Annotated in this window: 26 protein-coding genes; 16 read left to right on the plus strand and 10 right to left on the minus strand. The window is 71.9% G+C overall.

Features of this window, described 5'->3' with window-relative positions; genetic code table 11:
- The first annotated feature begins 173 nt into the window (after positions 1-173).
- A complete protein-coding gene (locus ABFX51_RS06180; RefSeq protein ID WP_091513646.1) occupies positions 174-1,292 on the plus strand; it encodes a DUF6542 domain-containing protein in 1,119 nt (372 codons plus the stop codon).
- A 668-nt stretch (positions 1,293-1,960) separates the two neighbouring features.
- On the opposite strand, the gene ABFX51_RS06185 is transcribed toward ABFX51_RS06180, so the two are convergent.
- Positions 1,961-2,920, minus strand: coding sequence for a 4-hydroxy-3-methylbut-2-enyl diphosphate reductase (locus ABFX51_RS06185; protein WP_091513644.1), 960 nt, complete (start codon positions 2,918-2,920; stop codon positions 1,961-1,963).
- A gap of 103 nt (positions 2,921-3,023) precedes the next feature.
- On the opposite strand from ABFX51_RS06185, the gene ABFX51_RS06190 reads away from it, so the two are divergent.
- The 6 genes from ABFX51_RS06190 (at position 3,024) to ABFX51_RS06215 (ending at position 7,634) form a co-directional block, all read left to right on the plus strand.
- The gene (locus tag ABFX51_RS06190; protein ID WP_091513641.1) at positions 3,024-3,842 is read left to right on the plus strand and encodes a lipid droplet-associated protein; all 819 of its coding nucleotides are present in this window, start codon (positions 3,024-3,026) and stop codon (positions 3,840-3,842) included.
- On the plus strand, positions 3,839-5,095 hold the full coding sequence (xseA, locus tag ABFX51_RS06195; protein WP_091513639.1) for an exodeoxyribonuclease VII large subunit: 1,257 nt from the start codon (positions 3,839-3,841) through the stop codon (positions 5,093-5,095). The genes ABFX51_RS06190 and xseA overlap by 4 nt, the downstream gene beginning before the upstream one ends.
- A gap of 3 nt (positions 5,096-5,098) precedes the next feature.
- Positions 5,099-5,494 (plus strand): hypothetical protein, encoded by a 396-nt coding sequence (locus ABFX51_RS06200; protein ID WP_091513637.1) that lies wholly within the window; start codon positions 5,099-5,101, stop codon positions 5,492-5,494.
- Positions 5,457-5,690 carry an exodeoxyribonuclease VII small subunit gene (locus tag ABFX51_RS06205; protein ID WP_091513633.1) on the plus strand — a complete coding sequence of 78 codons (234 nt, stop codon included), beginning with the start codon at positions 5,457-5,459 and terminating at the stop codon, positions 5,688-5,690. The genes ABFX51_RS06200 and ABFX51_RS06205 overlap by 38 nt, the downstream gene beginning before the upstream one ends.
- 85 nt (positions 5,691-5,775) lie before the next feature.
- Positions 5,776-6,837, plus strand: a complete 1,062-nt coding sequence (gene glpX, locus ABFX51_RS06210; protein ID WP_091513630.1) for a class II fructose-bisphosphatase — start codon at positions 5,776-5,778, stop codon at positions 6,835-6,837.
- Complete coding sequence (locus ABFX51_RS06215) at positions 6,834-7,634, plus strand: S1 family peptidase (RefSeq protein ID WP_091513627.1); 801 nt, start codon at positions 6,834-6,836, stop codon at positions 7,632-7,634. The genes glpX and ABFX51_RS06215 overlap by 4 nt, the downstream gene beginning before the upstream one ends.
- Positions 7,635-7,637: 3 nt before the next feature.
- On the opposite strand, the gene ABFX51_RS06220 is transcribed toward ABFX51_RS06215, so the two are convergent.
- Positions 7,638-8,612: an NAD(P)/FAD-dependent oxidoreductase gene (locus ABFX51_RS06220; RefSeq protein WP_091513625.1), complete on the minus strand. Its 975-nt coding sequence runs from the start codon at positions 8,610-8,612 to the stop codon at positions 7,638-7,640.
- Positions 8,613-8,717: 105 nt separating this feature from the next.
- Here ABFX51_RS06220 and ABFX51_RS06225 point away from each other — a divergent pair, with 105 nt between their 5' ends.
- From ABFX51_RS06225 to ABFX51_RS06235, 3 genes are all read left to right on the plus strand, one after another.
- On the plus strand, positions 8,718-10,115 hold the full coding sequence (locus ABFX51_RS06225) for a class II fumarate hydratase (RefSeq protein WP_346052679.1): 1,398 nt from the start codon (positions 8,718-8,720) through the stop codon (positions 10,113-10,115).
- A 70-nt stretch (positions 10,116-10,185) separates the two neighbouring features.
- Entirely contained in the window at positions 10,186-11,703 is a 1,518-nt protein-coding gene (locus ABFX51_RS06230) for an ATP-dependent DNA ligase (protein ID WP_346052681.1), read from the plus strand.
- Positions 11,700-12,023 carry a hypothetical protein gene (locus tag ABFX51_RS06235; RefSeq protein WP_091513618.1) on the plus strand — a complete coding sequence of 108 codons (324 nt, stop codon included), beginning with the start codon at positions 11,700-11,702 and terminating at the stop codon, positions 12,021-12,023. The genes ABFX51_RS06230 and ABFX51_RS06235 overlap by 4 nt, the downstream gene beginning before the upstream one ends.
- 697 nt (positions 12,024-12,720) lie before the next feature.
- Here the strand turns inward: ABFX51_RS06235 and ABFX51_RS06240 are convergent.
- Positions 12,721-14,184 carry a CehA/McbA family metallohydrolase gene (locus tag ABFX51_RS06240; RefSeq protein WP_091513617.1) on the minus strand — a complete coding sequence of 488 codons (1,464 nt, stop codon included), beginning with the start codon at positions 14,182-14,184 and terminating at the stop codon, positions 12,721-12,723.
- 140 nt (positions 14,185-14,324) lie between these two features.
- On the opposite strand from ABFX51_RS06240, the gene mgrA reads away from it, so the two are divergent.
- Both mgrA and ABFX51_RS06250 read left to right on the plus strand, forming a co-directional pair.
- Entirely contained in the window at positions 14,325-15,350 is a 1,026-nt protein-coding gene (gene mgrA / locus ABFX51_RS06245; protein ID WP_091513615.1) for an L-glyceraldehyde 3-phosphate reductase, read from the plus strand.
- Positions 15,351-15,359: 9 nt separating this feature from the next.
- Positions 15,360-15,977 (plus strand): MBL fold metallo-hydrolase, encoded by a 618-nt coding sequence (locus tag ABFX51_RS06250; RefSeq protein WP_091513612.1) that lies wholly within the window; start codon positions 15,360-15,362, stop codon positions 15,975-15,977.
- Positions 15,978-15,991: 14 nt separating this feature from the next.
- Here ABFX51_RS06250 and ABFX51_RS06255 read toward each other — a convergent pair whose 3' ends face one another.
- The gene (locus ABFX51_RS06255; protein ID WP_091513610.1) at positions 15,992-16,432 is read right to left on the minus strand and encodes a DUF309 domain-containing protein; all 441 of its coding nucleotides are present in this window, start codon (positions 16,430-16,432) and stop codon (positions 15,992-15,994) included.
- A 34-nt stretch (positions 16,433-16,466) separates the two neighbouring features.
- Here ABFX51_RS06255 and guaB1 point away from each other — a divergent pair, with 34 nt between their 5' ends.
- Positions 16,467-17,906 carry a GMP reductase gene (guaB1, locus tag ABFX51_RS06260; RefSeq protein ID WP_091513608.1) on the plus strand — a complete coding sequence of 480 codons (1,440 nt, stop codon included), beginning with the start codon at positions 16,467-16,469 and terminating at the stop codon, positions 17,904-17,906.
- A gap of 20 nt (positions 17,907-17,926) precedes the next feature.
- Here guaB1 and phoH2 read toward each other — a convergent pair whose 3' ends face one another.
- Together phoH2 and ABFX51_RS06270 are read right to left on the minus strand one after the other, a co-directional pair.
- A complete protein-coding gene (gene phoH2 / locus ABFX51_RS06265) occupies positions 17,927-19,213 on the minus strand; it encodes an RNA 5'-3' helicase PhoH2 (protein ID WP_091513814.1) in 1,287 nt (428 codons plus the stop codon).
- Positions 19,214-19,652: 439 nt separating this feature from the next.
- On the minus strand, positions 19,653-20,429 hold the full coding sequence (locus tag ABFX51_RS06270) for an isoprenyl transferase (RefSeq protein WP_091513605.1): 777 nt from the start codon (positions 20,427-20,429) through the stop codon (positions 19,653-19,655).
- 80 nt (positions 20,430-20,509) lie between these two features.
- Between ABFX51_RS06270 and trhA the strand changes: the two genes are divergently transcribed.
- Complete coding sequence (gene trhA / locus ABFX51_RS06275; protein ID WP_091513604.1) at positions 20,510-21,178, plus strand: PAQR family membrane homeostasis protein TrhA; 669 nt, start codon at positions 20,510-20,512, stop codon at positions 21,176-21,178.
- 262 nt (positions 21,179-21,440) lie between these two features.
- Here trhA and ABFX51_RS06280 read toward each other — a convergent pair whose 3' ends face one another.
- Positions 21,441-22,343: an SDR family oxidoreductase gene (locus tag ABFX51_RS06280; protein WP_091513601.1), complete on the minus strand. Its 903-nt coding sequence runs from the start codon at positions 22,341-22,343 to the stop codon at positions 21,441-21,443.
- 87 nt (positions 22,344-22,430) lie between these two features.
- On the opposite strand from ABFX51_RS06280, the gene ABFX51_RS06285 reads away from it, so the two are divergent.
- Positions 22,431-23,003, plus strand: coding sequence for a TetR family transcriptional regulator (locus ABFX51_RS06285; RefSeq protein WP_091513599.1), 573 nt, complete (start codon positions 22,431-22,433; stop codon positions 23,001-23,003).
- Here the strand turns inward: ABFX51_RS06285 and ABFX51_RS06290 are convergent.
- From ABFX51_RS06290 to ABFX51_RS06300, 3 genes are all read right to left on the minus strand, one after another.
- A complete protein-coding gene (locus tag ABFX51_RS06290; protein ID WP_177228901.1) occupies positions 22,996-23,139 on the minus strand; it encodes a hypothetical protein in 144 nt (47 codons plus the stop codon). The two genes, ABFX51_RS06285 and ABFX51_RS06290, sit on opposite strands and share 8 nt — an antisense overlap.
- Before the next feature lie 183 nt (positions 23,140-23,322).
- A complete protein-coding gene (locus tag ABFX51_RS06295) occupies positions 23,323-25,215 on the minus strand; it encodes an acyl-CoA dehydrogenase family protein (protein ID WP_091513598.1) in 1,893 nt (630 codons plus the stop codon).
- A gap of 38 nt (positions 25,216-25,253) precedes the next feature.
- A complete protein-coding gene (locus ABFX51_RS06300; RefSeq protein ID WP_091513596.1) occupies positions 25,254-25,817 on the minus strand; it encodes a hypothetical protein in 564 nt (187 codons plus the stop codon).
- A 103-nt stretch (positions 25,818-25,920) separates the two neighbouring features.
- Between ABFX51_RS06300 and ABFX51_RS06305 the strand changes: the two genes are divergently transcribed.
- Positions 25,921-26,505 (plus strand): hypothetical protein, encoded by a 585-nt coding sequence (locus tag ABFX51_RS06305; protein ID WP_091513593.1) that lies wholly within the window; start codon positions 25,921-25,923, stop codon positions 26,503-26,505.
- The last annotated feature ends 60 nt before the right edge of the window (positions 26,506-26,565 follow it).

The raw sequence follows: 26,565 nt of genomic DNA on the forward strand, positions 1-26,565 counted from the left end.
TCCAGACCATTGCTGACCGGGGTCGATCGTGTAACCAGCACATTGCCGACAGCGTCGGCACCGGCAAAACCGCTGGTCGTGGTGGTCCGAACGGTCCATCTTGGCCTGCCTGGAGGCCCAACTGCACGGTGGGGCGGGCGGTTGGCGGCTCGAACGAGTTACCGTGTTGCCCTGTGACCGCCATTCGCGATCGGCAGAGCGACACCGACGCCGACGAGGTAGCCGTTCCCTGGGACGCGCGTCCCGTCGTCGGCGAGCGCCGCGGCCTGCCGTGGTGGGGTGCCGTCCTGCTGGCCTTCGGGCTCGCCCTGGTGGGAGCGATTGCCGACATGCAGCTGCAGAACGCCCTGGGCTGGGTGTTCAACCTCTGCTACGTCGTCGGCGCGGTGGTCGCGATCTGCGCGGTGCAGCGGCGCAGTCTGTTCGGGCCGATGGTGCAGCCGCCGTTGATCCTGGCGATCACGGTTCCGCTCGTCGTGCTGCTGATCACCGGCGTGCCCGCCAACAGCGACACGCTCGCCAAGGCGCTCGCGGTCGGCACCCCGCTGATCAACGGGTTCCCGGTGATGGCGATCACCACGGGCCTCACGCTGGTCATCGGCATCTTCCGGCTGTACCGGGAACGCAACCCGGAGGCCGCCGCGAAGGGCGCCGACGGAACGTCGGACCCGGACAAGAAGCGTCCGGCTCGCCAGGGCCGGCCGCGTGCCGGAGCCGCTGACCGTCCAGGCAAGTCGGCACGCGACGCGGCGGTGGCTGAGGACGCCGCTGAGCGTGGTGCGGGTGCCACGCGCCTTCGTCGTCCCGCGGACGGGCGCGGCGCAGCCGGGCGACCCGTGGCCGGTGATCCGCACCCGTCGCTGCCGCTGACACCTCGCCGTCGCCCGGAGGACCCGCCGCGGCGGGGCGAGGGCGGCGCTCGTGGCGACCGCAGGGAACGCGGCGGTGAGCCCGGAGCGCGCGGCAAGTCGCCGCAGGGGCGGCAGGGTCGCGTCCCGCGCGGCGCCAGGGACGACAGCGAGCGGCGGCGCGGTGCCCCGCGCGACGAAGGAGACCGTCGCCGTGGTGCGTCCCCGGACGAAGGCGACCGCCGTCGCGGCGCTTCGCCAGACGACGCCGACCGCCGCCGAGGCGGCGAGGGCCGGGGCGTGCCCGGCGACCGTCCACGACGGCTACCGCCGCGGGGCGGGAGCTCGCGTGGCGGCGCCGGCGAACCTCCGCGCCGCGCGCCAGGGCGCCGGAGCGGGCCTCCTCCGCGCGGCCGCCGTCCCTGGGATGAGGACGAAGCCTGACGTCGTGACCCACGCCGCGGCTCGGGGGCGTCTCGACGTGTCGCGCCCCGGGTGGCATCTCGCCGTGCCGCGCCCAGGTGGTGTCTCGCCCTGTCGCGCCCCGGGTGACGTCTCGGCGCATCGCTGCTCGGGCGGCGTCTCGGCGCGTCGCGCCCCGGGTGACGTCTCGACGTGTCGCCGCTCGGGCGGCGTCTCGGCGCGTCGCGCCCCGGGTGACGTCCCGACGTGCCGCGCCCCGGGCGGCGTCTTGACGTGCCGCGCCCCGGGTGCCGTCTCGCCTTGGTGCTGCGGCCGGGGACAGGGTGGGTCGTGCGGCCGGGAGCGCGCTCTGCTCGCCGCCGGGTCGGTGAGCGCCCAGTCCGTCTCACCCAGCTCGGCTCGGTAGCTGCCTGAAGCAACGGCCGCAGAGCGGCTAGTGGCGGCAAGGCAGATCGGCAGCAGCGCTACGGCTTGCGGCGGCGCCGGATCCCGACCAGGCCGCGGGCCGCTGCTCCCGTCCCACGCCGCGGACGGTCGCCGCCTCTGGCTGCGGCCCTACCCACGGCCCCAGCAGGCGTCACCCCGCCGCACCGCTCAACCCAACGCCACAGCTCCCTCAACGACCGCACGAAACGACGATGGCGGCTGCCCGAGCCAGGGCAGCCGCCATCTCACACTCCAGGCCCCACCTACTTGGCCGCTTTGCGAAGCTCCCGCGGCAGCGCGAAGGCGATCTTCTCGTTCGCCGTGGTGACCTCTTCGACCTCGCCCCAGCCGCGGTCGGCTAGCCACTGCAGGAGGTCCATCACCAGGACGTCCGGCACCGACGCCCCACTCGTGACGCCGACAGTCCCGACGCCCTCCAGCCAGGCTTCGTCCACCTCGCTGGCGTAGTCGATCAGGTGGGCGTCGCGGGCACCGGCCTGCAGCGCGACCTCGACGAGGCGCTTGGAGTTCGACGAGTTGCGCGAACCGACCACCAGCACCAGATCGCACTCGCCCGCCATCGCCTTGACCGCTGTCTGGCGGTTCGAGGTGGCGTAACAGATGTCGTCGCTCGGCGGGTCGATGAGGTTGGGGAACCGGGCGCGCAGCTGGTCGACCCGCTCCATCGTCTCGTCCACGCTCAGCGTCGTCTGCGAGAGCCACACCACCTTCGACGGGTCACGCACCTCGGCCTTCGCCGCGTCCTCGGCCGTGTCGACGAGCTGGACGTGGTCGGGCGCCTCCCCCGACGTGCCCTCGACCTCCTCGTGCCCCTCGTGACCGATGAGCAGGATGTCGTAGTCCTCCTTGGCGAACCGGTTGACCTCCTTGTGCACCTTCGTCACCAGCGGGCACGTGGCGTCGATGGTGCGCAGGTTCCGCTCGGCCGCCTCGGCGTGCACCGCCGGCGAGACCCCGTGCGCGGAGAACACGACCAGCTCGCCCTCCGGCACCTCGGACGTCTCGTCGACGAAGATCACGCCGCGCTCCCGCAGCGTGTCCACCACGTGCCGGTTGTGCACGATCTCCTTGCGCACGTACACCGGCGGCCCGTACAGCTCGAGGGCCTTCTCGACGGCGATCACCGCGCGGTCGACCCCGGCGCAGTAGCCGCGGGGTTTGGCCAGCAGTACGCGCTTGGTGGCAGGGCTCGCTGCACTCATGCCCCCAGGGTACGGCCCGCCGTCGTGTGCGGCCGATCACGTCAGGTGCGCCGTTTCCCTCGCCGGGTTGGGCAGGATGGCGCATGTGCGGCACGCTGTACGCATGAAGCCGCTCCCGCTCCCCCTCCGCGTGGCCGCGGGCCTCGCCGTCACGGCCGCCGAGCGCGCCCGCGAGCTGCCCAAGAACGTGGTGGGCCTGCCGGTCACCGTCGTCTCGCAGGTGCTGCAGTTCTCCATGCGGCTGCAGCAGCACGTCACCGAGCTGGCCATCAAGGGCGACGAGGTGCTGTCCGCACTGCGCCCCGTCGAGGAGACGCCCAGCTGGGCGACCTTCGACGAGGACCTGCCCCCTGCCGACGACGCGCCCGCCCGCCGCAACGGGCAGACGCCGGGCAGCGTGAGCGAGGCCTCCCGCGATCCGTGGGAGCAGGAGTGGGAGCAGGAAGAGCGCGCGCTCGCCGAGGGCGACTTCGACGACGACACCTCCGCGACCGCTGAGGGCGACGCACCCGGGGCCACCAGCCCCAGCGACCTCCCGCAGACCAACGGCACCCCCATCGACACCGGCAGCACGCCGCTCGCAGACACCGAACCCGCGGAGAAACCCGCCCCGAGCACGGATTTCGGCAGCAGCGGGGCCACCCCCGCGACCTCGGACGACGACCTCGACGAGTCCGATCCCGAGAGCATCGTCGGGCCGAGCGGTCTGGGCAACTACGACGAACTGACCCTGCCGCAGCTGCGCGCCCGGCTGCGACACCTCACCCTGGAACAGCTGGAGGAACTCCTCGCCTACGAGCGCGCCCACGAGAACCGCCCCTCCTTCGTCGGGATGCTGGCGCGGCGGATCGGCAACGTGCAGCGCCAGTCCGGCAACAGCGACGCGGGCGGCACCTCCGGCCCGGACACCTCCTCCCAGTGAGCACCGAGCAGGCCACGGCCAAGGATCAGACCAGTGCGGAGAACCCCTGGCCGGTCCGCACGGTCGCCCGCAAGATCGCCGACTGGATCCACCGGCTCGGCGCCGTCTGGGTCGAGGGCCAGGTCACGCAGATCTCCGCCCGCCCCGGCACGCAGACCGCTTTCCTCACCCTGCGCGACCCCTCGGCCGACGTCTCGATGACCGTCACCGCCCCGATGCGGCTCGTGCGCGCCATCGAACCTCCGCTGCGCGAGGGGGCGAGCGTCGTCGTCTTCGCGAAGCCCACCTTCTTCCTCGGTCGGGGCACGATCAGCCTGCGTGCCGCCGAGATCCGCGCCGTCGGCATCGGGGAACTGCTCGCGCGCATCGAACGGCTGCGCCGCCTGCTCGAAGCGGAAGGCCTGTTCGCACCGGAACGCAAGCGCAGACTTCCCTTCCTGCCCAAGGGAATCGGCCTGATCACCGGCCGGGCGTCCGTCGCGGAGCACGACGTGCTCGTCAACGCGCACAACCGCTGGCCCGCCGCGCCGATCCAGGTGGTCAACACCGCGGTGCAGGGGCCGACCGCGGTGCCGCAGATCCGCAAAGCACTGTCCATTCTGGACGCCGACCCGACCGTCGACGTCATCGTGATCGCCCGCGGCGGCGGCAGCGTCGAGGACCTGCTGCCGTTCTCGGACGAAGCGCTCTGCCGCGCCGTGGCCGCGTGCCGCACCCCCGTCGTCAGCGCGATCGGGCACGAGCCCGACACCCCGCTGCTCGACCACGTCGCCGACCTGCGGTGCTCCACGCCCACCGACGCGGGCAAGCGGATCGTGCCCGACGTCAAGGAGGAGACCGCGCGCGTCCACCAGATGCGGGACCGCGCGCGCCGCGCACTGCACGGCTGGGTGGACACGCAGTGCCGCCTGCTCGACCAGCTGCGCAGCCGCCCCGTGCTCGCCGACCCGCTCGGCCCGATCGACCGGCGCGCGGACGACGTCGAGCTGCACCGCGAACGCGGCAGGCGCGCGATGCTGAACACGCTGTCCCACGAGCAGGCCGCGGTGGCCTCCGCCCGGGCGCGGCTGACCGCGCTGGGACCGGCGGCGACCATGTCCCGCGGCTACACCGTGGTGCAGTACCCCGACGAGGCAGGCAACCTTCAGGTGCTCCGATCCATCTCTGAAGTAGCGGAGGGAACTCCGCTGCGCGTGCGCGTCGTCGACGGCGCCGTGCACGCGGTGGCCCAGTCCGTCGAACCGGGAGAGTAGGAAGTGCGCTGCCCCACGTTCCTGCCGCTCACCACCGAGGCGGCCGTGCACGCCGGCGCCCACGCCGTGCTGCACCGCGCCACCGAAGCCGACCGCGCCGCCGACGCGTGCTGGTCCTCGCTGCTGGCCGGCGCCGAGGCGAGCCGGTGCGGGCTCGACGTGCGGTTGCGTCGCCTGTCCGAGGCCACGTCGGACTACGTGGGCACCCGGTGGTGGTTCCGTGAGGGCTCCACGTACCGCCGCCGGGTGGCGCGGGCCCAGGGCTTCATCGAGGACGCGATCACCGAGGGTGACGGACAGGAGTTCGCGCAGTCCTTCATGGGTTACGACCACGCGCTGGCGAGCGCGCTAGTCTGCACCGGTGAGCGAGGCCGCGGAAAACACAGAGCTCGGCTATGAACAGGCCCGTGACCAGCTCGTCGAGGTAGTGCGGGAACTCGAGGCCGGCGGGCTGTCGCTGGAGCAGTCGCTGGCGCTCTGGGAGAAGGGCGAGCACCTCGCGAAGGTCTGCGAGCGGCACCTGGACGGCGCGCGTGAGCGCATCGAGGCGGCGCTGAAGTCCGTCGAGGACGAGGACGGCGAAAACGCCCAGTGACCTTCGCCATGCGGCAGATGTCCTGCACGACGCGTCCGGTCTGAGAGAATCGGTGTCCGCCCAGCACCCAACCGGGAGGCCACCGATGTCCAGCGTCACCCCGTCCCCCAGCTCCCCCAGGCGCAAGGAAGCCCCGGACCGCAACCTCGCCATGGAGCTGGTGCGGGTCACGGAGGCCGCCGCCATGGCGGCGGGCCGCTGGGTCGGCAAGGGCGACAAGAACGGCGGGGACGGCGCGGCCGTCGACGCGATGCGCCAGCTCGTCTCCACCGTTTCGATGCGCGGTGTCGTCGTCATCGGCGAGGGCGAGAAGGACGAGGCGCCGATGCTCTACAACGGCGAGGAGGTCGGCAACGGCGACGGCCCGGCCTGCGACGTCGCGGTCGACCCCATCGACGGCACCACGCTGATGGCGAAGGGCATGCCGAACGCGCTCGCCGTGCTGGCGGTCGCCGAGCGGGGCGCGATGTTCGACCCGTCCGCCGTCTTCTACATGGAGAAGCTCGCCGTCGGGCCCGAGGCCGCGGGCAGCGTCGACCTGTCCGCGCCGATCGCCGAGAACATCCGCCGCGTCGCCAGGGCCAAGAACAGCAGCGTCTCCGACGTCACCGTCTGCATCCTCGACCGCCCCCGCCACGAGCAGATCATCAAGGAGGTCCGCGAGGCGGGCGCCCGCATCCGGTTCATCTCCGACGGCGACGTCGCGGGCGCGATCGCCGCGGCGAGGCCGACCACCGGCGTCGACCTGCTGCTGGGCATCGGCGGCACGCCCGAGGGCATCATCGCCGCCTGCGCGATGAAGTGCCTCGGCGGTGAGCTGCAGGGCCGCCTGTGGCCGAAGGACGACGCCGAGCGCGAGAAGGCGCTCGCCGCCGGGCACGACCTCGACCGGATCCTCACCACGGACGACCTGGTGCGTGGCGACAACGTGTTCTTCTGCGCGACCGGCGTGACCGACGGTGACCTGCTGCGGGGCGTGCACTACCGGGCGGGTGGCGCCACGACCCAGTCGATCGTGATGCGGTCGAAGTCCGGCACAGTGCGGATGATCGACGGCTACCACCGGCTGACCAAGCTGCGTGCCTACTCGTCGATCGACTTCGACGGCCAGCCCGAGGACGAAGACTCCGTCCCGCCGCTGCCGTGAAACGAGCGCTCGTCTGCGCCGCGTCCTGCCTGCTCGCGGTGCTGGTCCTGGTGCAGCCGGGTTCCGCCGCGGAACCCCGGCTGGTCGGTGGCGTCGCCGCGGACCAGCCGCACGCGTTCACGGCCGCGTTGCAGACCACCCAGGGCGAGTTCTTCTGCGGGGGTTCGCTGGTCAACCCGTCCTGGGTGGTGACCGCCGCGCATTGCGTGGAAGGACGCGCCGCGACGTCGTTCACCGTGCGCGTGGGCAGCAACGACCGGACGCAGGGCGGTGAGCTCGTGACGCCGGACAGGCTGGTGACGCACCCGGACTACACCGACACCGGCACCGGCGGGGACATCGCCCTGGTGCACTTCCCCGCGCCGGTGCAGGCCGCGCCGGTCCCGCTCGGTACCGCGACCGCGGTCGGTACGCCGGTGCGCCTGCTGGGCTGGGGGCAGACCTGCCCGACGCCCGGTTGCGGGACGAGCCCGAACGTCCTGCAGCAGCTGGACACCCAGCTCGTCGACGCGACGAAGTGCACCGCGCCGATCAACGCGAGCGTGGAGCTGTGCACGGACAACCCGGGTGGCAACGCGGGCGCCTGCTACGGCGACTCGGGGGGCCCTGAGGTTTCGCAGGTGGACGGGCACTGGGTGCTGCTGGGCGTGACGAGCCGTCCCGGCAACAACTCCTCGACCTGCGCGACGGCACCGTCGATCTACACCTCCGCCGTCGCCTACGCCGGGTGGATCAACCAGCAGCTCGCGCCCCCACCGCCTCCGACGCCGACCCCGACGCCCACTCCGACGCCGTGAGCCTCACTCCACGTTGCTGGAGTGCCCAGGGAACAGGTGCGCCTGCGGGTCCAGCGCCACGGCGATGTTGTTGACCGCCGTCGCGGCCTCGCCGAAACCGGTCGCGATCAGCTTGACCTTCCCCGGGTAGGCGGCGACGTCACCCGCCGCGTAGACGCGGGGCCGCGCCGTCGCCATCGTCGAGTCGACGGTGATCGCGCGGTGGTCGATCTCCAGTCCCCAGTTCTCGATCGGCCCGAGATCCGCGGTGAACCCCAGTGCCGCCACGACGGTCTGCGCGGGCACCACCTGCGGGCCGTCCTTGGTCGTCACGACCACCTCGCAGAGCGCCCCCGAGGCGTCGGCCCGCAGCTCGGCCACCTCGGCGTCGGTGATCAGCGGGACGCCGAGGCCCCGGGCTTCGCGCACGATCGACTCGGCGGCGCGGAACTTCGCGCGCCGGTGCACGAGGGTGACGCTCGCCGCGACGGGGTGCAGCGCGAGCACCCAGTCGAACGCCGAATCCCCGCCGCCGACCACCACCACGTCCTGCCCCGCGTGCGCGTCCAGCGACGGCACGAAATGCACCATGCCGCGGCCGAGCCAGCCGTCACCGGCGGGCAGGGGGCGGGGCGTGAACTCGCCGATGCCCGCCGTCACCAGCACCGCGCGAGCGTGCACGACGTCCCCGCCGTCGAGCAGCACGTCGAGGCCGTCCCCGGTTTCCCGCAGGGCTTCCGCCTTGCGGCCCAGCAGGTACGTCGGCTGCCACGGCGCCGCCTGCTCCACCAGCCCCTTCACCAGGTCCCGCCCGCGCACGGCGGGGAAACCGCCCACGTCGTAGATCATCTTCTCCGGGTACATCGCCGTGACCTGGCCACCCGCTTCGGGCAGCGAGTCGACGAGCGCCATCGACAGCCCGCGGAACCCCGCGTAGTAGGCGGCGAACAAACCGGTCGGCCCGGCTCCGACGATGAGCACGTCCACCGATAGCTCCATCGCCGCGCCACCCTTTCCGTTGTGATCAGGCCCACTTCGATCGTAGCCATGTCGCGTGCCCAAGCACACGGAGCGAACGCTTCGCGGCTGCGCGAAACTGGCGTCATGGCTGAACAGGAATACCGGATCGAACACGACACGATGGGCGAAGTGAAGGTGCCCGTCGACGCGCTGTACCGGGCACAGACCCAGCGCGCCGTCGAGAACTTCCCGATCTCCGGCCGCGGCCTCGAGCGCGCCCAGATCCGCGCGCTCGGCCTGCTCAAGGCCGCCGCGGCCCGCGTCAACGCCCGCCTCGGGGTGCTCAAGCCCGAGCTGGCCGAGGCGATCGCCGAGGCCGCGGACGAGGTCGCCGAGGGCAAGTACGACGAGCACTTCCCGATCGACGTGTTCCAGACCGGGTCCGGCACCTCGTCGAACATGAACGCCAACGAGGTGATCGCGACGCTGGCCAGCCGCAAGCTGGGCACCGACGTGCACCCCAACGACCACGTCAACGCGTCGCAGTCCTCCAACGACACGTTCCCGACGACGATCCACGTCGCCGCGACCGAGGCCGTGCTGACCGACGTGATCCCCGCGCTCGGGCACCTCGCGGCGACGATCGAGCAGCGGGCGGCGGAGTGGCAGGACGTCGTGAAGTCCGGCCGCACGCACCTGATGGACGCCGTGCCGATCACGCTGGGGCAGGAAGCCGGTGCGTGGGCGGCGCAGGTGCGCTACGGCATCGAGCGGCTGCAGTCGGGTCTCGAGCGGCTGGGTGAGCTGCCGATCGGCGGCACCGCCGTGGGGTCCGGGCTGAACGCGCCCGAGGGCTTCGGCGCTTCGGTGGCCGCGGAGCTGGCGCGCGTCACGGGGCTGCCGCTGACCGAGGCGCGCAACCACTTCGAGGCGCAGGCGACGCAGGACAGCGTGGTCGAGACCTCCGCGAACCTGCGCACGGTCGCGGTTTCGCTGCACAAGATCGCGAACGACCTGCGGTGGCTGGGTTCCGGCCCGCGCACGGGTCTCGCCGAACTGGCGCTGCCCGACCTGCAGCCGGGTTCGTCGATCATGCCGGGCAAGGTGAACCCGGTCATCCCCGAGGCGACGCTGCAGGTCGTCGCGCAGGTGATAGGCAACGACGCGGCGGTCGCGTTCGCGGGCTCGCAGGGCAACTTCCAGCTGAACGTGAACCTGCCGGTGATCGCCCGCAACGTGCTCGAATCGGCTCGTCTGCTCGCCGCCGTGTCGCGGCTGCTGGCGGACAAGGTGTTCGCCGGGGTCACCGTGAACACCGAGCGCACCAAGGCGTACGCCGAGGGCTCGCCGTCGATCGTGACTCCGCTGAACAAGTACATCGGGTACGAGGAAGCGGCGGCCGTCGCGAAGCAGGCGTTGAAGGAGCTGAAGACGATCCGCGAGGTCGTGATCGAGCGCGGGTACATCGCGCAGGGCAAGCTGACCGAAGCTCAGCTCGACGAGGCGCTCGACGTGCTGCGGATGGCGCGCGGCGGGCGCTGACGCGTCCTCCGGCGGGTGAGCGGCGGGCTCGCGCGCGGAAATTGTCGGTGCCCGGGGGCATGATGTTCCCGTGTTGCTCGCCGATGTCGTCTCCGCCTCCGCGGCGCTCGCCGCCACGCGCTCGCGGAAGGCGAAGATCGCGACGCTGGCGGAGCTCATCAACCGTGCAGGGGAAGATGAGCTGCCCGCCGTCGTCGCGTTCCTGACCGGTCAGCCCAGCCAGGGGCGGATCGGCACCGGCTGGCGCACGCTCGCGGACCTGGGTGCGGCGCCGGCGGCCGAGCCCGGACTGACGGTCGCCGAGGTGGACGCGGCGCTCGGGGAGGTCGCGGGCCTGTCGGGCAGCGGATCGGCGAAACGCCGCGCCGAGGCGCTGCACGCGTTGTTCGCCCGTGCCACGGCGGACGAGCAGCGGTTCCTGTTCCGGTTGCTCACCGGCGAGCTGCGGCAGGGCGCGCTGGAGGGCGTGATGGTGGACGCCATCGCCGCCGCGGCGGACGTGCCCGGCGAGGCGGTGCGGCGTGCTTTCATGCTGTCCGGGCGCCTGCCGGTGACGGCGCTGGCGGCGGTCACCGGCGGCGAGCAGGCGCTGGGCGAGTTCCGGCTGCGGCTGGGCAGGCCGCTGCGGCCGATGCTGGCCTCGCCCGCCGAGTCGCTCGACGAGGCGTTGCGGGAGCACGGTTCCGTCCTCGTCGAGTACAAAATGGACGGTGCACGCATCCAGGTGCACCGGCAGGGTGACGAGGTGCACGTGTACACGCGCACGCTGCGGGAGATCACCGCGAACGTCGCCGAGCTGGTGCGGCTGGTGCGGGAGCTGCCGTGCGAGTCGGTCGTGCTCGACGGCGAGACGCTCGCGCTCACCGACGACGGCAGGCCGCGGCCGTTCCAGGAGACGATGAGCCGGTTCGGCAGCAGCCGGGAGGAACAAGTGCGGGAGTTGTTGCTGCGCCCGTACTTCTTCGACTGCCTGCACCTGGACGGGGTGGATCTGCTGGACTCCCCGTTGCGTGAACGCAATGCCGCGTTGCGGTCGGTGGTCGGCGAGCACCTGATCCCCGGCGAGGTGGAACCGGAGGACGCGTCGGCGATCCTGGACGCGGCGCTCGACGCCGGGCACGAGGGCGTCATGGTGAAGTCGCTGGATTCGGTGTACGCGGCGGGCCGGCGAGGGCGGGCCTGGCTCAAGGTGAAGCCCGCGCACACGCTGGACCTCGTGGTGCTGGGCGCGGAGTGGGGGCACGGGCGGCGCACCGGGTACCTGTCGAACCTGCACCTCGGTGCCCGTGATCCGGACGGCGGGCCGCCGATCATGGTGGGCAAGACGTTCAAGGGGCTCACCGACGAGCTGCTGGCGTGGCAGACGAAGCGGTTGCAGGAGATCGAGGCCCGGCGTGACGACTGGACCGTGTACGTGCGCCCGGAGCTGGTGGTCGAGATCGAGCTGGACGGCGCGCAGGTCAGTCCTCGCTATCCCGGTGGCGTGGCGCTGCGGTTCGCCAGGGTGGTGCGGTACCGGCCGGACAAGGAACCGGCCGACGCCGACACGATCGACGCCGTCCGCGCGACGCTGAAAGGGGGTGCATGAGGCCGGAGGAACGGTTCGAGGAGCTGGTGGGCGAGCTGTCCGGGCTCCCGGAGGTCACCTCACCCGGAGCAGCGGACGGGCGCTTCGGCACGCAGGCGCTGCGGGTGCGGAACAGGATCTTCGCGATGTACGTGCGTGGGCAGCTGGTGCTCAAGCTGCCGAAGTCCCGCGTGGACGACCTCGTCGCCGCAGGCGAAGGCGCCCGCTTCGACGCGAACAAGGGCACGCCGATGAAGGAGTGGCTGGCGCTGCACCCGGACTCGGCCCTGCCGTGGCGTGCCCTGGCAGAGGAGGCGATGGCTTTCGTCGGAGGTGCATGAGGGGGTTCGTGGGGGCCCTGCAGCGTGGGCAACGGCTGGCGCGTCGGCACGCAGGGGCCCTATGTCGCCCGCGCGGGGACGTGGCGTGGCCAGCGGCCGGGACGTGGCACGGCCCGCCAGTGGAGCGCGGCACGGCTCGCCGCCGGAGCGAGGCGCAGCGCGGGCTCCGGACGTGGCGGGGCCCGCCGCCGGAGCGCGCCGCAGCGCGGGTCCGGACGTGGCACGGCCCGCCACCGGAGCGCGCCGCAGCGCGGGTCCGGACATGGCATGGCTCGCCGCCGGAGCGCGCCGCAGCGCGGGTCCGGACGTGGCACGGCCCGCCACCGGAGCAGGCCGCAGCGGCGGGATCCGGACGTGACACGGCCGCCACCAGAGCGCGGGACGGCCCGCCACCGGAGCGCGGCGTGATCCGCGGCCGAGGCACGGCGTCGTCCGCGGGCTGGGGCGCGGCGTCGTCCCCGCCCGGGGCGTGGCCTGGCCTCGCCTCGCGCCCGAACCGGCACCGCGGCGCAGCCACAGGCACACGCGGCCACCGTCCGGCGGTCGCGCATGCCACCGCGCCCCCACCTCGCCGCCCCGCGGCCACCACACGGTGGTCGCGCGCTTCGCCGTGCCCTGACACCGTCCCGGCGCCCGCAGCCTCAGCGGCCGCCAGGGCAGGCCGCCTCCCCCAGGGCAGGCGGCCACCCCGAACCCCCTACCTCCCGAGGAAGATCGGGTTCGTCATCGCCGCCATGGGGCCGAAGTTCAGGCCCGGCGAGAGCGCCGGCGCGCCCGCCGTGCCGTCCGCGAGTGGGTGTCGCACCTCGGCGCGCACGTACTTCGACACCGCGGGCGTCGTCAGCCAGGTGACGGTTCCGGTGCCGCTCGCGGGCAGGCTCTGCTGCAGGATCTGCCCCTCATCGGTGATCAACCGGACCGTGCCGTTCGGCACGCCGCGCACGTCCAGCCGCACCGCGACCTTGTCCCCGTCCGCGACCGCCAGCCGCTCGCCGATACCCGCCGACTGGCCGCGCGGACCCGACGCGCTGAAGGACAGCTCGACGTCGGCGGACTCGGCGAGCCAGTTCCGCCCCGCCTTGATCCCAGCCAGGATCGCGTCACGACTGAGATCGTCGGCCAGTACGACGTTCTGCGGCAGCCCGATCACGTTGCCCGGGTTGTGCGCGTCGCTGTTGCCCATCGCCGGCAGCCAACGTCCCTTGCCCCGCACCGAATCCACGAGCAGGTTGTCCCAAGTGGACACTGTCGCGTCGTCGTCCCACGTCCATGGGCCGTTCCACACCTCGACGGCGTCGAACTCCTCGTAACCGAACTTGAAGTTGCACGCGACCCACGGGCAGTACGGGTGCGCGGCGACCGAAAGCCCGCCCACGCGGCGGATCGCGCGCTGGTAGTCGTCGATCTTGTTGTCCGTCGCGCGGTACCGCCAGTCGATGAACTGCCCCGGCTCCAGCCCGAGCGCGAGCCAGTGCCCGTTGCGGGTCGTGACCTCCTCGCCCAGCATGATCAGCAGATCCGGCCCGGCGAACCGGCCCCACACCCCGTGCGAGGACGACGTGTTGTGGTCCGTCGACGTGATGAAGTCCAGCTTCGCCTCACGCGCGCCCGCGGCGACCTCCTCCGGCAGGCGTTTCCCGTCCGAGTACACGGTGTGCAGGTGGCAGTCCCCGCGGTACCAGGCGCGCCCACGGCCCCGCGCCCGCTTCGGCGGATAAGCCGGCTTGAACGGCTCGCCCGGCGCGCCGAAGGTCAGCGTCACCTCGACGTGGTAGTTCATCCCCTGCGGCGCCACCTGGTACGGCCCGAGCACGATGTTCCACGTCCCCGGCATGACGTCGCCGGGCAGGTACCCCGGCGTCGCCTCGGTGCGGCTGATCGAGAACCGGTCGCGGAACCCGCCGGACCAGCCGCGGAACCCGGCACCGCCGAGCCCGGTGCCGCGTGCGTCGAACACCCCGATGTCACACGAGTTCCCCGGCGTCCCCGCGGGCACGGCCGGCTTGTCGTAGCTGTAGACGACCGAGATCTCCCGCACGCCCGGCGGCACCTGCACGGGCAGGTACACGAAGTCCGGCACGCCCGGCTCCAGGTGCCCTGTGATCACCTTGGTCTGGCTGCCCTCGGCGGCCTCCGCGAAGCTCACCGGCGCGAGCGCCATCCCCGCACCCGCTCCCGCCGCCGCCAGAAAACCACGGCGCGACAGACCTTCCCCGCAATTCATGCACATGCCCGCACGTTTTCATCCGCAGCCGTCCAGCGAGTGACGGCGAGTTGAACCTTCAGAGCTACGCTCGCCACGTGACGTACACCGCGGCCGAGAACCGCTACGACGAGATGCGCTACCGCCGGACCGGCCGTAGCGGGCTGAAGCTGCCCGAAATCTCCCTGGGCCTGTGGCACAACTTCGGCGACGACCGTCCCCTCGAGACACAGCGCGCGATCCTGCGCCGCGCGTTCGACCTGGGCATCACGCACTTCGACCTCGCCAACAACTACGGCCCGCCCTACGGCTCCGCGGAGGCGAACTTCGGGAAGCTGCTGAAGCAGGACTTCCTGCCGTACCGGGACGAACTGGTCATCTCCACCAAGGCCGGTTACGACATGTGGCCGGGCCCGTACGGCGAATGGGGCTCCCGCAAGTACCTCCTGGCGAGCCTTGACCAGTCGCTGACCCGCATGGGCCTGGACTACGTCGACATCTTCTACTCGCACCGCTTCGACCCCGAGACCCCGCTCGAAGAGACGATGGGCGCGCTCGCTTCCGCCGTGCAGCAAGGAAAAGCGCTCTACGTCGGCATCTCCTCCTACAACGCGCGCCGCACCAGGGAGGCCGCCGCGTTGCTGCGCCAGCAGGGCGTGCCGCTGCTGATCCACCAGCCGTCGTACTCCATGCTCAACCGCTGGGTCGAGGAGGACGGCCTGCTCGACGTCCTCGCGGAGGAGGGCGTGGGCTGCATCGGCTTCGCGCCGCTCGCGCAGGGGCTGCTCACCGACCGGTACCTCAACGGCATCCCCGAGGGTTCCCGCGCCACGCAGGGCAAGTCGCTCGACCCGGCCGCGGTCGAGCAGAACGTGGACAAACTGCGCAAGCTCAACGAGATCGCCCAGCGGCGGGGCCAGTCCCTGGCACAGCTGGCGCTGAGCTGGCTGCTGCGCGACTCGCGGGTCACCTCCGCGCTCATCGGCGCGTCCTCCGTGCGCCAGCTGGAGCAGAACGTGGGCGCACTGCGGGGCCCGGCACTGACCGACGACGAGCTGACCGAGATCGACGAGTACGCCACCGACGCGGGTCTGAACCTGTGGGCGCGCTCCAGTGAGTCGTAGGGTCGGAGCATGACGGCAACGGTGCGGAACGTGGTCACGTCGGGCGTGTTCGAACTCGACGGCGGCAAGTGGGACGTCGACAACAACGTGTGGCTGGTCGGGGACGACAGCGAGGTCCTGGTGATCGACGCGGCGCACGACGCGGACGCGATCGCGGAGGCGGTGGGCGGCCGGACCGTGCGCGGGATCATCTGCACCCACGCCCACAACGACCACGTCAACGCCGCGCCGGCGCTGTCGGAGCGGACGGGTGCGCCGATCCTGCTGCACCCCGACGACCGCGTGCTGTGGGACCTCACGCACTCCGGCATCGTGCCGGACGCCGAGCTGGCGGACGGGCAGATCCTGACCATCGCCGGCACGGACCTGACGGTGCTGCACACGCCGGGGCACGCACCAGGCGCGGTGTGCCTGTACTCCCGGGACCTGGGGGTCGTCTTCACCGGCGACACCCTGTTCCAGGGCGGTCCCGGCGCGACGGGCCGGTCGTACTCCGACCACCCGACGATCGTGCGGTCGATCCGCCGGAAGCTGTTCGAGCTGCCCGACGAGACCGTGGTCAACACCGGGCACGGCCCCTCGACGACGATCGGCGCCGAGAAGGCGAACGTCCCGGACGAGGCGTAGGCGCCGAGGGGGGCTCACCGCAGCCGCGGCCGGTCCCCCTCGGCGGCGCCCGCACGCACCCACGCCACCAGCCCGCGGACATCGAGGCCGTGGGGCGCGTCCGAGGCGAACGGCTCGATTGCCTCGGCGCCGCGGGCCAGCAGCGCCTCCGCGCCCTTCGCGTTGCCGCGCGCCCGGTGGGTGAGGCCGACCGCCACCTGCGCGAGCCCCTTCCACAGGTCCCGCTCGGGGCCGTCGGCGGACTTCCACGCGTCCTCGAACACCTCGTGCGCGTGGAACGGTTTGCCCTCGTCCAGCAGCCTCTGGGCCTCGGCGATCGTCTCGTCCGGGGTGCGCACGACGCCTTCCGGCTGCCTCGGTACGCCCGGCGCGCCATACGGCAACGGCCTGCCGAGCCCGTCACGCGGACGGGCGTTGCGGGCACGGCCTTCGGTGTCACGATCCCGGTCAGACATGCCCCCACTGTCGCATGACGTAATCTGGGGACTCGTGCGCTTCCTCGATGGCCACCGGCCCGCCCACGACCTGACCTACGACGACGTCTTCCTCGTCCCCAACCGGTCGGACGTGGAATCCCGCTTCGACGTCGACCTCTCGACCGTGGACGGCACGGGCGCGACCATCCCGATCGTCGTGGCCAACATGACCGCCGTCGCCGGCCGCCGGATGGCCGAGACCGTCGCCCGCCGCGGCGGGCTCGTCGTCCTGCCCCAGGACGTCGACCCGGCCGCCGTCGCGGAGATCGTCGGCTGGGTGAAGAGCCGCCACACCGTCTGGGACACGCCGCTCGTGCTCACCGGCGGGGACGCGGTCGCGGACGCGCTGAACCTCGTCGGCAAGCGCGCGCACGGCGCCGTCGTCGTGGTCGACGAGGAGAACCGGCCCGTCGGGATCGTGGACGAAAACGCTTGCGCCGGTGTCGACCGGTTCTCCCGGCTGTCCGAGGTGGCCGAGCCGCCCGCCGTCACGCTGCCGCTGGACACCCCCGCTCGCGAGGTCTTCGAGCGCCTGCACGCCGCGGGTGCGCGGCTCGCGCTCGGCGTGGACGGTGACGGGAAGCTCGTCGGCGTCCTCACCCAGACCGCGGCCCTGCGCGCCGAGATCTACACGCCTGCCGTGGACGACCGGAACCGGCTGCGGGTCGCCGCCGCCATCGGGGTGAACGGGGACGTCGCCGCCAAGGCCGAGGCCGTGCTGAACGCCGGGGTCGACGTGCTCGTCGTGGACACCGCACACGGGCACCAGGAGAAGATGATCGCGGCGCTCAAGGCCGTGCGGTCGGTTTCGCCGCAGGTGCCGGTCGTCGCGGGCAACGTGGTCACCGCCGAGGGCACCCGCGACCTCATCGAGGCCGGGGCGGACGTGGTGAAGGTCGGCGTCGGCCCCGGCGCGATGTGCACCACGCGGATGATGACCGGCGTGGGCCGCCCGCAGTTCTCCGCCGTCGCCGAATGCGCGGCCGCCGCGCGTGAGCTGGGCAAGCACGTGTGGGCCGACGGCGGGATCAGGCACCCGCGTGACGTCGCGCTGGCGCTGGCCGCCGGTGCCTCCGCCGCGATGGTGGGCTCCTGGTTCGCCGGCACCCACGAGTCCCCCGGCGACCTCCGCTACGACGAGCAGGGCCGCCCGTACAAGGAGTCGTTCGGCATGGCGTCGAAGCGGGCCGTCGCGGGCCGGACGCGCACCGACAACGTCTTCGACCGGGCCCGCAAGGCCCTGTTCGAGGAGGGCATCTCGTCGTCGCGGATGCTGCTCGACCCGGCCCGCCCCGGCGTGGAGGACCTGCTGGACTCGATCTGCTCCGGCGTGCGCTCCTCGTTCACGTACGCGGGCGCGCGCAACGTCGAGGAGTTCTACGAGCGCGCGACACTGGGCATCCAGTCCGCCGCGGGCTTCGCGGAGGGCCGCCCCCTGCCCGCCGGCTGGTGAGCAGGGGACGGCCCCGGCCGTCAGCCGTGGTCCTCCAGCATCTCGGTGACGAGCGCGGCGATCGGGGACCGCTCGGACCGCGTCAGCGTGACGTGCGCGAACAGCGGGTGGCCCTTGAGCTTCTCGATCACCGCCGAGACGCCGTCGTGCCGCCCGACCCGCAGGTTGTCGCGCTGCGCCACGTCGTGCGTCAGCACCACACGTGACGCGGTGCCCAGCCGCGAGAGCACGGTGAGCAGCACGTTGCGCTCCAGGGACTGCGCCTCGTCGACGATGACGAACGCGTCGTGCAGCGAGCGGCCGCGGATGTGCGTCAACGGCAGGACTTCCAGCATCCCGCGGTCGAAGACCTCGTCGAGCACCTCCTGGCTCACCAGCGCGCCGAGGGTGTCGAACACCGCCTGCGCCCAGGGCTGCATCTTCTCGCTCTCGGAGCCGGGCAGGTAGCCGAGGTCCTGCCCGCCGACGGCGTAGACCGGCCGGAACACGACCACCTTGCGGTGCTCGCGCCGCTCCATCACCGACTCCAGGCCGGCGCACAACGCGAGCGCCGACTTGCCGGTACCGGCCCGGCCGCCGAGCGACACGATGCCGACCTCGGGGTCGAGCAGCAGGTCCAGCGCGATGCGCTGCTCGGCGGACCGCCCGTGCAGGCCGAACGCCTCGCGATCGCCCCGGACCAGCCGCACCTGCTTCTCGGCGGTGACGCGGCCCAGTGCCGCGGAACCGCCGCCGAGGAGCCGCAAGCCGGTGTGGCAGGGCAGTTCACCGATCTCCGGCAGGCCGAAGTCCGCGAGGTCCATGCTGCCGTGCTGGAACAGCGCGTCGATGGCCTCCACCGGCACCTCGACGTCCGCCATCCCGGTCCAGCCGGACGGGGTGACCTCCTGTGCGCGGTACTCGTCGGCGTCCAGTCCGACGGCACCGGCCTTCACCCGCAGCGGGATGTCCTTGGTGACCAGGGTGACCGTCGTGCGCTCCACGGCGAGGTTGAGCGCGCACGCCAGTATCCGGTGGTCGTTGGAGTCCGTGCGGAAGCCGGGCGGCAGGACGGTCGGGTCGGAGTGGTTCAGCTCGACGTGCAGGGTGCCCCCGGCGTCGCCGATCGGCACGGGCGCGTCCAGGCGGCCGTGGGTGCGGCGCAGGTCATCGAGCAGGCGCAGGGACTCCCGCGCGAACCAGCCCAGTTCGGGGTGGTGCCGTTTCGCCTCCAGTTCGCTGATCACGACCAGCGGCAGCACGACGGCGTGCTCGGCGAACCTGGTGACCGCCCACGGGTCCGAGAGCAGGACCGAGGTGTCGAGCACGTAGGTGTGCCGCTGGGAGTCGGGGGATAGCGGACCAGCCGCTGAGTCTCCGGTGCTTTCGGCACCGTTCGAGGCCATTCGGGGCGAACGCTGCGCAGTCACGACGGCATCTCCCTCGTGGGCGTGGCACCACGCCCGCACTCGCTGGGCCGGGCACCGCCCTGGCTGGTCGTTCCCGCTGTTCAGCGGGTACGGCCACGAGGGCCGGGTGCCGGCCCCCTCGTGCGTTGCGCGAACGACGTCACGGCTGGTACCGCCGTCGTTCCCTCAACTACCGCCACGTCCAGGGCCTCCCGGGATGGCCCGCAAGGTCACGGACCATCACTTCGGAAGTTACCTGCGAATCGGGAATCGTGCAGGCAGCCAGGCAGGTGATTCGCCGAATGGTCGTTTCACCGACGGTAGATCGACAACCCGCGTTCGATCACGAGCGGTGATGTCAAGTACCGAACCGGCGGTGCCGCCACGCGTAATCACGCAGCGCGCGCAGGAAATCCACCCGGCGGAACGCGGGCCAGTAGGCCTCCGTGAACCAGAACTCTGAGTGCGCGGACTGCCAGAGCAGGAACCCGGACAGGCGTTGCTCGCCCGACGTCCGGATGATGAGATCCGGGTCCGGCTGGCCGGAGGTGTAGAGGTGCTCGGAGATGTGGTCGACGTCGAGGATCTTCGCCAGCTCGCGGATCGAGGTGCCCTCGTCGGCGTGCTGCAGCAGGAGTTTCTTGACCGCGTCGGCGATCTCCTGGCGGCCGCCGTAGCCGACCGCGATGTTGACCTCCATGCCGCGGCGGTCCTCGGTGCGGGCCGCGGCGGCCTTGAGGCTGCGGGCCATGTCCGCGGGCAGCAGCTCCAGCGCGCCGACCATCCGCAGCCGCCACGGGTTCTCGGGCGCGGCGAGCTCGTCGACCACGTCGACGATGATCTTCAGGAGCGCTTCGACCTCCTCGTGCGCGCGGCCGAGGTTGTCCGTCGACAGCAGCCACAGCGTGACCACCTCGACGTCCGCTTCGCGGCACCAGCACAGGAAGTCGGCGATCTTCTTCGCCCCGGCGCGGTGCCCGTCGGCGACGTCGGTGAAGCCCGCTTCCCGCGCCCACCTGCGGTTTCCGTCGAGCATGATCGCGATGTGCCGCGGATGCCGCCCGGCGGCCTGCTGGATCAGCCGCTTGCTGTAGATGCTGTAGACGAGGCGCGACCCGATGGAGCGAAGACTCACGTGGATCGAGCGTACGCGCCCCGGACGTGGTCCCGACCACGGGGACTGGCGCTCAACCTACGCTTGCGTAACCTGAGAACGTGACCGCAGCAACCGATTCCGAGTTCGTCGACACCCGTCCGCGCCTGCGCGGCCATCTCCACTTCTGGTCGTTCTTCGTCGCGTTCGCGGCGGCCGTGGCGCTCGTCGTGTGCGCGGCGGTGGCGGTGTCCGGGGTGGCCGCGGCCGCCACCGCCGTCTACGGACTGACGGTGATGGGGGTGTTCGGCGTGAGCGCCCTGTACCACCGCCGGTTGTGGAGCCCGCGCGCCTACCAGTGGATGAAGCGCGCGGACCACTCGATGATCTTCCTGTTCATCGCCGGGACGTACACACCGTTCACCGTGCTGTCCATGTCGAAGCCGACGGGCTGGGTGATCCTCGGCGTGGTGTGGGGCGGTGCGGTCGCGGGCGTGGCGCTGAAGATGCTGTGGCCGACGGCGCCGCGCTGGCTGGGCGTGCCGATCTACATCGCGCTCGGCTGGGTGGCGATCTTCGTGCTGCCGGAACTGGCGCGCAGCGCGGGGATCGCCGCGCTGGTGCTGCTCCTGGTCGGCGGCCTGTTCTACACCGTGGGCGCGGTGTTCTACGGCGTCCGCTGGCCCAACCACTGGCCCAACACCTTCGGCTACCACGAGTTCTTCCACGCGTGCACCGTGCTGGCCGCGATGTCCCACTATATCGCGATCTGCCTGGCGGTGTTCGGCTAGCCGGAAACTGCCTCGGCCTGTCGTTCCACGGCCGCGCGCAGTCGTGAAAACCCGGGAACGCCGACCCGGCGGCGAGCGGACGTGGCCCGCGCGCGACGACATCACGACAGCCGAGCGCGCGGACCACCAACGACCCGAAAGACGAAAACGACTGCTCCACAACGCGCGACAGCGCGTCCCACACGGCTTACGGCGGCGCGCCGACCGTCACGGAGTGCTCGTCGATCCGCGCCAGGTCCCGGCTGGCTACCACCGGCGGATACTAGCCGAAGTAGTGCCCCTGTTCGAGGTCCTCGAGCAGGCCCGGGTGCGCCGGCTTCCAGTCCAGCGCCTGCCGGGTCCGCTCGGCGGACGTCGGGTTGTCGAGGGTGACCGCGCCGGCCAGGAAGCCGAAGTGCGACTGCACCTCGTCGGCCGGGATGGGCTTCACCGGGACGTCCAGGCGGCGCCCGATGGCCTCCGCGATCTCCCGCACGGGGATCCCCTCGTCACCCAGCGGGTGCAGGCGCGAGCCCGCCGGGGCCTTCTCCAGCGCCAGCCGGTAGACGTGCGCGGCGTCGAGCGTGTGCCCCGCGGGCCACCGGTTCGAGCCGTCGCCGACGTAGCCGGACACGCCCTTCGCCCGCGCGATGCCGATCAGGGTCGGGATGAAGCCGTGCTTGTCGAACTCGCTGTGCACCACGGGCGGCAGCCGGACGACCGACGACCGCACCCCGTGCTCGGTGAGCCCGATCACGAGGTTCTCCGCGTCCACGCGCGGTCCCGCGGGCACCACGTCGTCCTCGGTGCCGGCGCGGTCCAGCCCGGCGTAGGTCAGCATCAGCGTCCCCGACGTGCCGACCAGCGGCTTGCCGCTGCTGCCGAGGCCGTCTGCGATCGCCCGGACCGCGGCGAGATCGTCGGCGACCGCCTTCTCGTAGTCCCCGGCCACCATCGCTTCATGGTTGAACGCGAGGTGGATGACACCGTCGGCTTCCACCGCCGCCTCCCGCAGACCGTCCAGGTCGAACAGGTCGCCGCGGCGCGCCGACGCACCGGCCGCCTCCAGCTTGGCGGCCGAGGCGTCCGACCGCGCCAGGCCGACGACCTCGTGCCCGGCCCGCAGGAGTTCGGGTACGACCGCCGAGCCGAGGTGTCCGGTCGCTCCGGTGACGAAAACACGCATGACACAAATCCTTCCGAGCAGTGATGACACCTGGTGACATGACTATAGCACGCGACGACACCAGGTGTCATGACCTAGGCTGGGCACATGGGCCGATGGGAGCCGAACACGCGTCAGCGGCTGGAGCTGGCCGCGCTCGAGCTGTTCGCCGAGCGCGGGTACGAGAGCACGACGGTCGCCGAGATCACTGAGCGGGCGGGGGTGACGAAGCGGACGTTCTTCCGCTACTTCGCCGACAAGCGCGAGGTCCTGTTCTCCGGCCAGGAAGCGCTTTCCCAGCTGTTCACGGACGCGATCGAGGGCGCACCGGAGTCCGCGACACCGATCGAAGTCATGGCGGCGGGACTGGACGCCGTGTCGGTGCTCTTCCCACCCGAACGGCTGGAGCTGGTCCGGCGCCGGCAGGCGATCATCGCGGCCAACACCGACCTGCAGGAACGCGAGTTGCTCAAGCTCGCCACCGTCACCACGGTGATGGCGGCCGCGCTCGGCGAACGCGGCCTGCCCGGGCCCGTGGCGCGCCTGACGGCGGAAGTCGGCAGCCTCGCCTTCACGACGGGCTTCGCCCGCTGGATCGCCCCGGACAACAACCGCCCGTACGCCGAACTCGCGCGCGAGGCGCTGGAGGAGCTGAGGGTCGCTTCCGCCGCCCTCAGCTGAACGCTTCGGTCCCCGCCCGCACCCGGAACGGCTCCAGCTCCGCCCGCTGCCGCGCGGCCCGCTCGATCAGCTCGTCGAAGTCCACGTCCGGCAGCGGGGTCCCGAAATCCGCGAGGTCCCGCAGCGTCGTACACATTGCGGTCGACGCCCATGACCAGGATTTCGAGCTCCAGGAACCGGCTCAGCGGCGAGTAGGACAGCAGACGCCCGTTCGGTTTGAGGCGCTCGACGCGTTCCGCCGCGACGGCCAGCGCCGTCTTGGCCGGATCGGTCCGCACGCCGAGCCGCCGCACGATCGACCGGAACGCGTGGAAATCGTTCATGGTTCCAGCATTTCCGCCTTCAGGAACGCCTCCGGGATCGCGAACGCGTCCACCAGGAGCCGGGCGTGCGGGCGCAGCCGGCCGCACAGGTCGTTGACCGCGGCGACGACCTGCTTCGCCCGCGCCGCGGTGAGCCTGCCGTGTTCGAGGAACCACGCGCGGTCCTCCTCGATGTTCGACAGCACGTACAGGTCGCACAGGCTGCTCAGCAACTCCCGCGCCTCGGCGTCGCCACACCGTTCGATCGCCGCGACGAACGCCTCCAGCACCACCCGGTCCACGTGGACCTGCGCCGCCCGCAGGATGTGGTCCTGCGCGGAGTTGAACGCCTCGAACGGATCGCCGTCCGCCGCCGCCCGCAACCGCCGGGCCGCGCCTTCCAGCACGTGCTTCTCCCGGTCCTCGAACAACGTCACCTGCCACGCCCGGTCGAACAGCACGCCCTCGTCGTCCCGGCCCGGCGCCGCGTCGGCGAGGCGGTCGATCACCTTCCGCGCGGCCGTCCGCTCGATCACCGTCCCCACGACCTGCTCGGCGACGAACCGGGCGGTGCCGAGCGGGCTCAGGTCGGCGAAGTGGTCGCGGTAGTTGGTGAGCAAGCCCTTCGCGACGAGCTGCAGCAGCACCGTGTTGTCACCCTCGAACGTGGTGAACACGTCGGTGTCGGCCTTGAGCCCGGCGAGCACGTTCGCGGCGAGGTACCCCGCGCCTCCACAGGCTTCCCGCGTCGTCTGGATCGTGCGGGTCGCGTTCCACGTCGCCGTCGCCTTGATACCCGCCGCACGCGACTCCAGCTCCCGCTGCGTGTGGTCGTCGACGTCATCGGCGCCCTGGATCTCGTGCAGCGTGCGGACGAGCTCCTCCTGCGCGAAGTGCAGCGCGTACGTCCGCGCCAGCGCGGGCAGCAGTTTCCGTTGGTGCGCGAGGTAATCCAGCAGGACCACCTCGCCGGAGCCATCCGGCCGCTCGAACTGCCGGCGCCGCTCGCCGTACCGGACGGCCAGCGCCAGCGCCCGTTCCGTCGCGCTGATCGCCGCGCCGGCGACGCTGATCCGGCCGCGGATGAGCGTGCCGAGCATCGTGAAGAACCGGCGGCCGTCGCTTTCGATCGGGCTCGAATACGTGCCGTCCTCGGCGACGTCGCCGTACCGGTTGAGCAGCGCCTCGCGCGGCACCCGGACCGAACGGAACGTCAGCCGCCCGTTGTCGACGCCGTTGAGCCCGGCCTTGCGGCCGCAGTCGCCGATCTCCACGCCCGGCATCGGCTCGCCGAGCTCGTTGCGGATCGGCACCAGGAACGCGTGCACGCCACGGCCTTCGCCCCGCGTGATCAGCTGCGCGAACACGACCGCCATCCGGCCGTCACGCGCCGCGTTGCCGATGTAGTCCTTGCGCGCCAGCTCATCCGGGGTGTCGATGATGAACTGGCGCGTCCCGGGGTCGTACGTCGCGGTCGTGCGCAGGTGCTGCACGTCCGAGCCGTGCCCGGTCTCGGTCATCGCGAAGCAGCCGGGCAGGTCCAGGTCCATGATCCGCGAGAGGTAGCGCCGGTGGTGCTGCTCGGTGCCCAGGAGCTGCACCGCCCCGCCGAACAGCCCCCACTGCACCCCGGACTTGACCATCAGCGACAGGTCGCCGTAGCCGAGGATCTCGAACGACACCACGGAGCCGCCGATGTCCCCACCGCCGCCGTACTCCCGGGCGAAGCCGAGCCGCGGGTGCCCGGTCTTCGCCAGCACGTGCAGCTGGTCGAGCACCCACTCCCGGTACTCCTCGGTACTCAGGTCACGAGGCTCCTCGTAGGCGTTCTCCGCCATCTTCTCCCGGACGTCACGCCGCAGTGCCGCCCACTGTCCATCCAGAACGACCGTCAACGCATCGGGCTTCATCTCCCAAGCTTCACCCAGACAGCGGATCTTCGCAGCGCTCAGCCCAGGTCAGGCCCCTTCGCGCGGAGATCGTCCACGTGGGACATCGCCTCGCGCAGCTCGGCCAGCCAGCTGTCCGCGTGCTGCCCGACGAGCCGAACGGCCCAGGCCAGCGCGTCGGAACGCGAGCGCGCGACCCCGGCGTCGACGAGCGTGTCGAGCACCTGCCGCTCCGGCTGGCGCAGCCGCGTCATCACGGGCACGGAGAGTGTGGTGAACAACTCCTCGGTTCCGCCGATCCGGGCGCCCCACGCGACCTTGCGCTGGTAGCGGTGTTCGGCCTGCCGGGCGATCTCGATGCGCTGCTCGCGCGTCTCCTCCCGGAACCGGCTGATCCGCCCGGCTTCGGCCGCCGCGCGGGCCGCGTCGTCGGCGAACTCCTCGGTCAGCGGCGGCAGCTCGCCCACGACCAGGATCTCCTCCCGGTCGACCGTCAGCTCCGGCGCGCCGGTGAACCAGCCGTCGGGCAGCCGCCCGGCGAACCAGCCCGCCGCGTCCGCCGCCGACGGGACCTCACCCTGCTGCCAGCCGCCCCGGCCCTTCCAGCCTCTGTGCCCTCGCATCGTGACCTCCGTTGATTACACGATTACATCGCTACTGACGCTACGCCCGGGAAGCGCTTTCCGGCAGGCGTTCCGCGCAGGGCGAACCGGCTAGGCGCTGGACATGCTCGCGCGCGTCGCCATCCGCCTCGGGCACCTCGACGAAGGCCGGGCGCACGCGGAGCAGGCGCTGGCGGTGGCCCGGCGAACCGGGGAGAAGGGCCTCGCACAGCAGCCGCTGCACCTGCTCGCCGGCGTCGCCCGGCTGGCCGGGGACCTCGACCGGGCGCGTCCCCTGGCGGCGGAAGCCATCGCGGCCCACGAAGCGCTCGGAGACCTCCGCATGCTCGCGATCGAGCAGCACAACCTCGGGCACCTCGAACTGCACGACGGCCAGGTCGACCGGGCGCGCGAACTGTTCGCGAGCGCCCGCGAGAACGCCGCGAAAGCCGGTGCCGACGAGTTGGTGCCCGAACTCGCGCTCGGCGTCGCCGCCGTCGCCACCCTGGACGGCGAATTCGCCCGTGCCGCAAGGATTCTGGGCGCGATCGACAGCTTCCTGGCCGCCGCGAACCTCGTCCTCGACCCGGACGAGTTCCTCGAGGAGCAGTCCGTGCGCGACAAGCTCGAAGCCGCGCTCGGGGGATCCTTCGCCGAGTTCTACCGCGAAGGTGCGGGCAAGGACCTCCGCGAGGTCTCAGCGGGCTAGGTCATGTCTGACAATGTTGTGGTCCAGGTGATGACGGCGTGCAGGAGGATGGCTGCTCGG

This window comes from Amycolatopsis dongchuanensis (assembly GCF_039542405.1).
Lineage (GTDB): Bacteria > Actinomycetota > Actinomycetes > Mycobacteriales > Pseudonocardiaceae > Amycolatopsis_E > Amycolatopsis_E sacchari.